We start from the raw sequence: 11871 nt of genomic DNA, 5'->3' as shown, positions 1-11871 counted from the left end.
GATCGGAGAATCCCTAAAGGCCATCACTGCGGGCACTGCTTGCCTAACACTGTCCATAGTGGTGATGACCACGCTGGTGTGTTCGTACAGCTTGGACAGCAGGTGAAATAGCAGTGCGCCACCGCTTTGGCATAAAGGCAAATACCCCAGTTCATCAAGTATCACCAGATATGTGCGAAGCAGTCCCTGGACGATTCGCCCTGCCTTGCCAAAGAGAACACGCCGGAGTGGTGGTCAGGTCGGACTCGTTTGTGACATTTTAATGACGGTCGCGGGAACCGATCTGGCTGCACAGCCACTCAGTTACTGTTGTTTATTACCGCAACGAAGAAGGCTCTAATCGGTAGAGCCCATAGTATTCCAGTCACAAGCTTGTAATGGAGATGTAGACCACGTCCTATTCGGCATGATGCCGTTGGTTCTTCGTGGGTAATAAACAGGACATATTTTTATATACAGGAGTTTAATAATAACGATGGTAAAGGTTACCTCCTCCGGATTTACTGCCAACCCTCTCCCTCATCCTGCAGACAGTGTCTCGCCTGCTAACAGCCCGCCTCAGCTACCTGAACCATTGCCCTTGGTTGATGAAAGCCCGTCGTCTCACAAGGGCGGCATGCGAAATCGGGCTCATGCAAGTTTGAATAGTCAGGTGCTCGGACTGCAAGCGGTGCCGTCGCAACGCGGAAGGCATGTTCGTATCAGAAGTCATACAGATGGGGTGAGCGTCATTAATGACTGGCTGGCAAAGCGACCGTCGGTTCAAAGCGAAACCAGCCTTGATAACAATGGCAAGCTAGTGCGCTATACCGCCATGCATCACGAGCCGCTAGCGCCGCGTAATGAGGCGTTTTTCACCTCCGTACCAGGCATGTTGATGGCCGTTTTGACGGTCCACCCTGACATTGAATACGGCATCAGCGGAGAAATAACTGCCGATGCTGTGGCTGCCCGGCTTGCCGAACCGCCGATAGGATTATTAACAGGAGTCTGGCAGTCCTCCCATGATCGAGCATACATAGAGCGCGGTGGTGTGGTTCATACCGCAAATATGGAAGAGCGCTGGACGTCATTGACGCTGCCTGGCGCGGATCCCCGAGAGCCCCTGCGGATGATAGGTTTGCAGGCCGATGGCGATGTCTATCTACACAACGGCAGGCAACTCTGGCGCGCAACCGACACGTCTGCCGAGTCCGTGCCGACCGAACGGCTTCCCGAAGGCGCGGCGGTGCGCATTGGCGCCGGTCGCGAGGTGCAATGGCTGCATGAGGGCGCGGTTCATTCAAATGGCATTTCCCGTCCTGTCGAGCTTTTGCGGCCAGAAGCCAGCGGCCTGGGGGTCGAGCAGAGTCCGGCCCGCCCCGTTGATTTACTGCCATTGCCGCGCGGCAACGCTGCGCTGATCCTCGATGATAAAGGACGTATTTATCAGGCCGATCTGAAAGGCATCGGGCCTGTTGAAGCCCACCGGCTGAAATTACCTGGCGATTTTGCGCAGGGCAAAGGTTGGGCCGTGACCACCATGGGGTTGTCCAGGGACAACACTGTTCATCTCATGTTGCAGGATCAAAACGGGCGGCGCATGAGCTTGCAGCGAGCGCAGAACGAGGTGCTGTTTCGGCCGGCGTATCTGCTGGATCGCCCGTTGCTGCTGCTCTACACCGAGGGGCTGCATGTTCCGTCGGAGACGGCTGTGCAGTCGCACGTTCAGCTTGATGGTCATGCTCAGGTGGGGCATATCGACGGCGTGCTGCATTATCAACCGGCTCCTGACCAGCCATGTGAGCGGTTAAGACAGCCGGGCGGCGAACCGCTGACGGGTGTGACCGCTCTCTATTCCTCTGCGTTGGGATTTATCGACAGGAAACCGGTTTTTGCTTTATTGGGGGATGCACGGCAGGTCGTCGAACTGAAACTGGAGGGCCGTACCTCTTGGTTGCCGACTGATGCCGAACTGCCGCGTCATCCTGCGGGGGGACCTTTGGCGGTTATCCCGGATACAGTGGAGTTACGCGCCAGGCTTATCGCGCAGTTTGACGAGCCAGTGCAGGCGCTGGCGGTTCACAACAATCGCCAGAGCGTCGCGCTGATGGAATCAGGTCTGCTGATCGCCGCCGACGCGGATGGCAAAGCCCGCCGACTTCCCCTGTTGCAGCGCCCCATCGCCCTCGCCATAGGGCTCAACGATCAGTTGCTCGTGTTGCATCATCCTCGTAACCAGCGACCTCAGTTGAAACGTTTGAGCGCGAAAGATGACTGGGAGCCGGTGCCGATAATTCTGCCGGGGATTGATCACCCTTCGAATCTTCGCGCCACTCGAACTGGGCAAATACAATTGCAGCTGGGTGATAACTGGCACACGTTGCTGCCTGCAATGACGTCGCACGACAATCGTCCCTTGCCAGCACGCGTAAAGCCCGAACCGGAGGCAGACGAACTGCCGCCGGAGAACTTCCTTGCAGGCACCAACGCCCGCGTCAACCAGCAGCAAGCCAGTCGTATCAGCACACCGCATCATGATGCATCTGCGGTTACGACGCTGATGGGGACAGCAGCGAACAACCCGTTGACGATGACGTCGAGCGTACAGGCAGCGGTTGATACGACGCGCGCTCAGGTTGGCGCATTGGCGAGAGATGTGTTGGGCGGAGTGACGAAAAACACGATGCGGGCAATGGCGCACAAGCTTGGCGTCGTACTGCCGCCGACAACCCAGGAGAGGCGTCTGGCCAGTTTCCATTATGAGGCGAAGCAGGCGTATACGTCAGGTAAAACGCTGTTCGAACAGTTGCCGACGCTCGCGCAAGTACGCGTCGCTTCAGCCGTAGGACCGTCCGACGGAGAAAAGTTCGGGCTGTCACATCAGCAAACGCAACGCTTGTTGAACCTGCGGGAAGAGAAGCTGGAAGCGCTGTTACGCGACTTGCGCAAGATAGGCTTCCATGAAGGCGTGATCATGGGCGATATGGGGGACGGCGAGAGTGCTGGCGATCTGACGTCTACCACCTCTACGCCAACGTTCCGGCTGGCCGAGCTATGGCGGCGGCAGCATTCGCAAGTGAATAAAGCGCTGTCTTCGGTCGGCTTGTCCAGATCAGAAGATATTTTGCCGAACCTGAACCAGAGTATTAAAGCCTTGGCGGGTGGCGCGGCGCTGCACGCTGATCGTATGGGCGAACGTGAGGCTGAGCTGTTGAGCGTCTTGTGCGAGGTCAGCGAAAAAATGATGCGTGCTGGCGTACGCTTGCCGGCGGATGATGGAAGCGCTGACAGTGCCAGCAGCCATGCGCCACACGGCTTGAGAACATCAGGGTTGATGGCGGGTTTGGTGGACTATGATGCGCTGTTGACCAGCACCGATACGCAGGCGCTGGAAATGGCGGAGAGGCTTCAGCAAGATGCCAAGCTTCCGGGGTTGTGCAAACTCGGCCTGTCTTCTTGGGTTCAATTAGCGGCCTTCGATGATGTGGTGACGACGTTTCGCGAACAGATATCGTTGCCGGGCTCGACACGCCGCACCCAGTTGCTCAAAAATCTTGGCTTGCCGCCCGATGCCGCGCCGGACGAAATGGCCGCGCGTATGTCCGATTTACTCCTGGATCTGTTCAACAGGAGTACCTTTTTCTCGACGCAGTCGCGCGGTCTGGAAATTCGCGGGTCGTTGGGGGGCGCCGACTGGAAACATCTTAATGCGTTTAGCGTCGGCATAACTGGCGAGGCGCTTCAGGTACTCGGCGTGGAGCGCATCGGTGACGGCAAGGACGACGATGCCGGGTTGGTCGCGTTTTTTGTGCGCCACGCCAAGGCCTCCGTATCAGCGACGTCAGGGGTCGGAATCGACTTCAAGCCCGGCCTTGGCACTGGTGGCCGTGTTCTTGATTCGCGGCTGGGTCGCTCGATGAACTCAACGTGGGGAGGCTCCGCCAACCTGGGTATTTCCGGGGCATACCAGCATGGTCAAGGCGCCGCCGTGATTATCGCGCCTTCGACGATCTCTGATTTCGTGCGGCTGTTATTCGACGTCAATCACCCCGATAGCACTCAGATCCTGCGCACTGGCGTGAACGGTGGTTCGATTGGTCTGGATCTGTTCGAAACCAATTTGAATGGCTCGGTGGGGGCAAACGTCAGCGTATCGCCGTTTAGCCTGAGCCAGAAATATGGACCACAGAAACCGTCGGCAGATGCTGCTGCATCCGGCACCGACAACCCGACGCAGTACCGCGTCGGGGGCGCTGTCGGTAGGCGCGACGGCGCAGGCTGGCGCGCACTGGGGACAAATGGAGTTGCACCTGGATCACGCCTGGGCAGAGATTATCGGCCTGGAATTTCAGGGGCGCACGGATTTCAATCTGGAATTCAACAGCAACTTGAATCTGGGAGGCGCGCTCTCTTCAGCGCTCGGCGATCGCCCTCAAAAGTTGATAAATGCGTCTACTGGAAACGGTAACCTGCAGCTCGCCGGCATCCGCGTTGCGTCAAGCGATGTGCAACTGCCGACCGATAGCGTGGTGGACGATAAGCGCCGCGGCCCCTTCCTGTCGACGGCCAGCTATAAACGCACCTTCGATACGCAAGTCGCCAAGCCCATTACGGTCGACGAGTGGAGCCAGATGCGTCAGCGCCTGGCCAGCGCCTTTCCTGACAATATCGGGGAGTTGGGTGCGCTCGCTTATTCGACCAGCCCCAGCGAGCGTATCGCGACAATCAATCAGGTGATTGACCGTATACAAGGTTCGAAGGCGCGTAACGTGGAAGCCGGTGGTGCCCTGGATGGAAATGCATTGCGCCGTCAACGCCTTGATGCGGCCCGAGAGATGTCGAACGCAGGCAACAGTGTGTGGCAGGCGAGCTCCGAAATTGATCGCGCCTCGGTAGTGGAGATGCTGCATCAATTGCGTCAGCAGGAACAAAGCGCCGTCCAGCATCATGCCCGCGCAATTCCCGGAGCGCGGGTGGAGTTCAACCTGTTCGGGCGTGAATCGCTGGAAACCGTAGTCTTTCACGCCATCGGCCATATAGGGCTTGGCAGCAAACTGAACGACATGGCGGAACTGCGTCGCAAAACACCTGGCCTCGATCAGGTCATGCGCTGTTTCCAGTCGTTGCCCAACATCAATCAGGTGCGATACGTGTTCGAGATGCGTCCGCAGGCGAGGTTCGCCATCAATGACGCGCTACTGGCGCGCGAGCAGCAGGCGTCGGCACGTACGCTGGGTTTGCCGGGCTCCTCAGCAAGCGAACTGAATTGGCGCGGCGTTCTGGACAAGATCAAAAACACACCTGACCTGTACCGGCTGGCGGCGATCGCCGTACATAACACCGATGAAAACCCCGTGACTTCAAGAATAGGGCTGCCGCTGCTGAACGTTTCGGCCACTGGCGCGACATCGCATCAGTTGTTCGAAGCGGAAATCCAGTTCCAATACGGTCTTTATGACGGTTTGCAAGGTATTGAGGTGCTGGAAGCCGGAAGCAGAGCGCTGCAGTCGCCGTTACGGGTATTACAGCAATCCGGTATTCAGGCTCTGGGGCAGAGAACCCAGGCCGGGGATGTTCCGTATGGCCCTCCGTCGCCGCGTAAAGAGGCGACGATGCGCACCGCAGGGGAGGCTGCTGCCCTGACAACGAATGACGTATGGCGACAACTTGACGGCAAAATTCAGCGTATGAATTCGGCGCATGAACGTGAGGCGAATGCTATCGGTTCGTTCCAGCATGCTTATGGGACGGCGTCTGCGCATGTAGACAGACTGCTTTTGCGCATTCCTGAATTGCCAGCGCCTGAAATTGATGACCGCAACGCCGATGGAGAAAGTGTGCGGGGTGCATTTGCGTCGCTCAAACGAAATCATCAGGCACTGGATGAAGATGTAAAGGCCATGCGCCAGGCTAGCGAAATGGTGTACTCGATACCCGGCGAGCGGACCAGGCAGACGGAAACTTCGGCTTTGGCCCATGTGCTCAGTGTTGAAAAAAGTCGGCGTTCGCTCGGACATGCCATGGAAATATTGGCTCGCAAAGGGGTGGAAGCTGGCACGGCAACAGGACTTGAACTTAACAGGGTCTCATCGCAAGTGAACGCTCTGGTCGTTCGCCGCGACGAGTTGCTGACGCAACTTGAACGAGGTGCTCAGGAGGGCGGTTCGAACAGCGAAGAGATGGCGATGGAGCTTCAACAGACAACATCATTGCTGCAGCGGCTGCGCGCCGACTTGCTCGGCGAGCGGCAAGCGATGGACGCTACTGCCAAGCGCCTGGATCAGGCAAACCGTGTTGCCCTCGAAGGTGAGCGCAGCTTCAGCGATGCCGTTCGTGATATGACGTGGGGTGAACTCGATAAGATGCCGCAGTAATTCCGTTACTCACTGAAACAACAAAGGAAGCGACCTGAGGGGCGCTTTTTTTGTTGTGGTTCGTCGTTCGTCTGGTTGAATCTCAACGACCGCTATACAAGCAGTAAGTGCTCAGCGTTGATGCGTGATCCCTTGCAAGTCGCTCATAACGATTCCCTGACCACCAGCGGACAATCCACTGGCTGGACTCGGCTGGGCTCCCGAGACTTCGAGGCTTTCTATCAAGTGCCGGGCAGCATTACGACCGATCTCGTAGTACGGCAACTGCACCGTGGTCAGCGCAGGAATGAACAGTTCGGAGATGCCGATCATGTTGTCGCAACGAGCACGGCGACATCGCCGGGGATTTTCAGGCCTCGGCCCAGCAGCAACTGGTAGGCACAGAAGGCAATCCGGTCATTGCCGCAGATCAGAATGTCGAACTGCGGACGGCCATCAATCATGGGCCGTTCGAGAATGGCGGCGGATTCCCAATGATTGATAAACAACGGGCGTCGATAGCCCTGGCTGAACGCGTAGTGCAAGGCGCGGTACTGCCCTGTTTCGTCGTCTGGCACATAACTGACGAGGCTACTGTCATCGGCTATGCAATTGGCGAGCACCAGCGGTTTACTCTTCAAACGCTGGGGAATACTCACGTTGCGCAACCCCATGGCGCTGAAGATCTACCCGTCGGGTCGATGCGACAGCATCAGGTCAACATTCTGGTCGGTGGGAGGGTTGCTTAGCAGGTTGAGGATAAATACGTTCCAGCCTGCTTGCTGTGCGGTCTGTTCGATGGACAGTAGCAGCTCGACCGCGAACGGTGTCGTGGCGGTGTCCAGGGCGAACACTCCGATGGTTCGTGTCTGCAAGTTGTTGCCCCGAATCCTGCGCGCCGACAGGCTGGGTACGAATTGAAGCTCGTCAATTGCGCTATGGACTCGCTGATAAGTCTCGGGGCCGGATTATTGAGTGCCCGAGACACCGTCATCAGGGACACACCGGCCAATCGTGCAACGTCTTTAACTGAGGTCATGCGAGCCGGGGCCTGTCAGGTTGACGGATAATCATGCTACAGAGGCCTGTAAATATTAGTCTGTTCGTTTCAGTTTCGTGAACTCTGACCTCTGACGCTTCCGAATCCTCCAAAAAACTGCACCGACACAGCAAAAGGCCCCGTCGGTGCAGTTGCTCACTCGTTCACATCAACCATTCAGTTTCGGCGGTCGATGATGTAGAGCATTTTGCCTCGCTCCGAGACGGCATAGTCTCTGGCATCCTTGCGCAAGACCGACACGCTGCCTTGGTCTTTCTGATACGCCTCGTTGATGTCGGGGATATCGGCGATGGCTGTTTCGATTCTGGCGCGTTCGTCTTCGTCGACTTCGGAGGCTTGAACGAAAACGGTCACCAGTTCCTTGCGTGCTTCGGTCACTGACAGGTGGACCTGAATTTCCAGGGGGCGGCCCAGTGTCTGTTTGATCGCCTGCTGGATGATGCCCAGACCGATAAGGTTGCCCATGAAGTTAAAGCTCATGTCCTCCCGCTGGATGTCAGTCAGGTAGAGCTTGTCGCCTTTCATCGAAAGGGTTGCGGTGTCTCCCAGGCGGTACCTGAGCAGCGGCGTGAAGTTCTCTCGGGTCAGCGAGGTGATTAGGATGCTGTCGCCTTCTTTTTCGATGAAGTACTTGTCGGACAGAAACTCGTATTCGGTGTGGCAAGGGCTGTTGGTGAAACCCAGAATGCCGCCCTCGGAACTGCCATACACACCGACAATGGAAACCTGTTGGCCAAAGGCTTCCCTGATGATTTTCTTCTGGAAGGTTTTCAGGCCCTCTCCATTGAAGACGACCTTTTCGATTTCGATGTGCACGCCGTGCTGTTGCATGGCGTCGATGAACTGCAGGATGGTCGATGGTACGCCAAGCAGTACGTTGAGCTTGATCGAGTTGAGTGCCTCGAAGTGACTCTTGGTGAGCAGGGTGATGTCGCCCACTGACACGACGTGAGCGCCGCAGTTACCGGCCATCATGGTGGTGATGTTGTTCAGGGCAGAAAACAAGTTGATGGTGAACAGGTTGGCGCAGCGATCACCGGGTTGAATGAAGCCGTTGCTGCGGAAGACGTTGGAGCGTGAGCTATCTTCATCGACTTCGCAGTCGTAGTAGTAATAACAGCGTTTGAGGTTGCCGCTGGTGCCGCTGGTAAAGCCGATCAGGCAGTTTCGCTCGTTGCGTTCCAGACAGCGTTCAGTCTGCGCCGTGAAGCCTTCCTTGTCCATAATCGGTACATGTTTTCTGAAGTTCTGGTAGGTGAAACCTTCAAAATCATTGTTCTGGTGGGTCTTAGCGGCAGTATTGGAAATTCTGCTCCATTCCTTTTCTACATCGTAGGCAGTCATGCGAGTCCTATATAGTCCGTTTTTTTGATTTTCTGCACATCCTGCCCACCCGGCGACAGTCAGGGGTGGGCAAAACGTGGACTATGAGTTACTCCGGGGGATGGATCGGTTCCCTATTGAATGGATCTCGATGTCCAACATCTTTTTCATGAGCAGATGCGCGAGCCAGCAGGCACAAAAAGCCACTATGGTGTTACCCAGCAACTGCCCGAGCATTACCCCGACGCTGCCAAATTTATGTGCCCCATACCACACGAACGGCATGGTTCCCAGGCTGGCGCGCAGCCAGCTGAACAGTGTGACGTACGCAGGTCGCCCCATACTGAGGAAGACTGAGGTGGCAATAAATTGCAGCCCAATCAGCGTCCACAGGACGCCGCCCCATCGACAGAACGCGAAGAACACGATCACACCTTCACCGGCGACATGAAATAAGCGGGCTAATGGCTCAGCGAGCAGAATGAGTAACAGCGAGGTCACTGAGCCGTAGCCGATCAACAATCCGTACGTCATCTTTATGGCTTGCGACACGCGAGCAATGTTCATTGCTCCTAGGTTTTGCCCCATTATCGGGATCAGCGCACCGGGCAAGGCGAACACGACACAAAAAGCAACCTGAATGACCCTGTCGATCACCCCGATAGCCGCCAGCGCCTGAGATCCGAACGGTGCCATCGCAGCCATTACGTAGGCCATGCCCACTGGAGTCGCCAGGTTGCCAATCACCGCTGGCAAGGCGGTTCGCCCGATATTTCTGATGTCACCTGACAGGTTCTTCAGGCTGACCCGACAGGTCAGATGGGCGACTCGGTGAACGTAGTAAAACCCCAGACAGGCCGATATCAGGCTCGATATCAGGTAGGCGATGCCGGCACCCACCAAGCCCAGATCCAACACCAAAATAAGCAGCGGATCTGCGATGGCAACAGCGGCCGTCGCCGTCAGCAGGGTCCACATCCCCTGTTTGCCGAAGCCTGCACTGCGCAGTATCTGCACGCATAGCTGCTCGACAGCGACCAGCACCGAAGCCGGAAGGGTTAGCCACAGATACTCACGCGCCGCTGTAAAACTGTTGCCCTCTCCGCCCAACATGCGGATGGCTTGGTCGAGAACTACCAGCTCAAGCGCAGCGCCACAAACGGTAGCCATGCTGCCAAGCAGCGCACCACTACTGGCGAGGCGTCTGGCTTGATCCGGCACGCCGCTGCCCAGGCTTCTCGAAACCGTTGTCGAGACCGCCACAGCGATGCCTAGGATCATCGAAATGAGGAAGAACATCAGGGTTTTGGCTACAGCGAACGCAGCCAGCAAACTGTCGTCACGCAGCATCGCGATGTAAACCACGGTCAGCACTTCGATCAGAAAGATCGACAGCAGGCTGGTCGCACTGGTGCTGGTCATGAATACAACATGCCGCAACATCGACCCCTTGGTGAAGACTGCTTTGGTAACTACCATTGATCCTTATCTTCTCACTGATCCCAGATGAGCAACGGCATTGCATCACCTCAAGCTTTATATGAAAAGTGGCTGCGCTCCGGGATGCCGCGTTAAAAACTAGCTCAGAACTCATTTACAATCCGTAAAATCCGCTTCCTCGCTTTTTTGCCTTGCATGAACCCCACTCCCGGACGTTTCGTACAGGGCATAATATGTGGTCATCAGGGCTTGTGGGTTCCGAAGAAAGATTCAAAACTGGCGGATATGTCGCTCAAGAAGCTGCACGCTGATGTGGACATATGGCCATCCTGATTTGTCATTGCTTCCGTATAAACGATCTGGTGGAGCAATTCGACGCTAGGCCAATCAGGTCAAAACGCTGCTCACTAACGTGTTCATCCGCCTGCGCTTGAGCTGCACGAAAAAATGCTCGCGGCTGACTTGCCGATCTGCTTCGCTCATTTTCATTCGCAGCTAATGTGAGCCAGAGGACTGCGTCAGTCGCAGTTAATCTGAGCCGAAAAGTGCGCTGATTGCGAGCACGGCCGTTTTCGATTGCAAACCGCTACATCTAGGCCGGTACCGGCCCAGGACAGCCCCAACACAAAACAGCTTCAGACCGTTGCTTTATCATCGAGGCTGGCCGGGATATCTTTACGATACACTTGGCCAGGCTGCTAGGAGCGACGGGTTACGAATACCAGCCTGTTTCAGTCGCATCTATTTCGAAAAATTCGCATTTAATTCGAAAACCTACACCTGAGAAACGCGATTGGGTACTGCGCAATACCTCTGTCGGGGAGGTCTGGGGCATCGGTCGAAAAATGAAAGCGCACCTGGAGGGCATGCAGATCCTGTCGGCCAAGGACCTGGCCATGGCCATGGCCGATCCCTGGATGCTGCGCAAAACGTTCAGCGTTGTGATCGAGAAAACGGCACGCGAGCTGGCGGGTACTGCGTGCCTGGAGCTGGACGAAGTCGAACCGCCACGGCAGGAGATTTGTTGCAGCAGAATGTTCGGCAAGCGATTGACCGAGCTGGGGCCGATCAAAGAGGCGGTGGCCACCTACATGATGCGCGCCTCTGAGAAGCTGAGAGCCCAAGGTTCCGTGTGCAAAAAGATCAGGGTCAGCATCCGCACCGGCATGTTCAATCCAGACGAAGCCAAGTACGCAAACGGCGCACTGGTGCAACTCCCCTACCCCACTAACGATGTGCGGCTGATGACTCAGTACGCGACCGAGGCGGTTTCGCGGATTTTTCGACCAGGCTTCAGGTACAGCAAAGCGGAAGTGCTGCTGATGGATATCTGCCAGCCAGGTGAATTTACTGATGACCTGTTCGCAACCAGCCAGCCGATGAGTTCAGATAGGCTGATGGCTGCTTTGGACTTGATCAATGGCAAGTGGGGACGCGGAACGCTGCGTACAGGATCAGTGCCGGTCGTTCCAGATTGGGGCATGCGGCGTGAGCAAATGAGTCAGAGCTACACGACGCGGCTTGATCAGCTGTGGGTTGTAAAGGCTAAGTAAACACATGGTCAATCTTGAGGTGTACTCCAACCGGAAAAAGTATAGGCGGACATGAGGGGCTGACTCCTGTCAGCAGTGTTTATCGAATGAAAGGGACTTCCCCGTCCCAAGGGCGCGGCGAAAGTCGCGAATCGGCATCTAAGTGCCATGATGAAGTGTC

The 11871-nt window shown here is 56.4% G+C and carries 2 protein-coding genes and 4 pseudogenes; 2 read left to right on the top strand and 4 right to left on the bottom strand.

The window, feature by feature from the left end; genetic code table 11:
- A pseudogene (locus tag ALO64_RS24725) lies at positions 1 to 210 on the bottom strand (ATP-binding protein); the annotation flags it as partial.
- 406 nt (positions 211 to 616) lie between these two features.
- Between ALO64_RS24725 and ALO64_RS20185 the strand changes: the two are divergent.
- A pseudogene (locus ALO64_RS20185) lies at positions 617 to 6356 on the top strand (type III effector).
- A 143-nt stretch (positions 6357 to 6499) separates the two neighbouring features.
- Here ALO64_RS20185 and ALO64_RS20180 read toward each other — a convergent pair.
- From ALO64_RS20180 to ALO64_RS20170, 3 genes and pseudogenes are all read right to left on the bottom strand, one after another.
- A pseudogene (locus ALO64_RS20180) lies at positions 6500 to 7374 on the bottom strand (LacI family DNA-binding transcriptional regulator).
- 177 nt (positions 7375 to 7551) lie between these two features.
- Positions 7552 to 8739: an AMP-binding protein gene (locus ALO64_RS20175; RefSeq protein WP_044322280.1), complete on the bottom strand. Its 1188-nt coding sequence runs from the start codon at positions 8737 to 8739 to the stop codon at positions 7552 to 7554.
- An 81-nt stretch (positions 8740 to 8820) separates the two neighbouring features.
- Positions 8821 to 10197, bottom strand: coding sequence for an MATE family efflux transporter (locus tag ALO64_RS20170; RefSeq protein WP_044345135.1), 1377 nt, complete (start codon positions 10195 to 10197; stop codon positions 8821 to 8823).
- 740 nt (positions 10198 to 10937) lie between these two features.
- Here ALO64_RS20170 and ALO64_RS20165 point away from each other — a divergent pair.
- Positions 10938 to 11711, top strand: a pseudogene (locus tag ALO64_RS20165) (DUF4113 domain-containing protein); the annotation flags it as partial.
- Positions 11712 to 11871: the final 160 nt, after the last annotated feature.

It is taken from the genome of Pseudomonas meliae (genome assembly GCF_001400515.1).
GTDB lineage: Bacteria > Pseudomonadota > Gammaproteobacteria > Pseudomonadales > Pseudomonadaceae > Aquipseudomonas > Aquipseudomonas amygdali.
Note: the sequence above shows the minus strand (reverse complement) of the source record. Positions and strands in the feature narration are given on the sequence as shown.

Coding starts and splice junctions, on each gene's coding strand:
- ALO64_RS20175 (WP_044322280.1), bottom strand. CDS start 8,739: ATGACTGCCTACGATGTAGAAAAGGAATGGAGCAGAATTTCCAATACT.
- ALO64_RS20170 (WP_044345135.1), bottom strand. CDS start 10,197: ATGGTAGTTACCAAAGCAGTCTTCACCAAGGGGTCGATGTTGCGGCAT.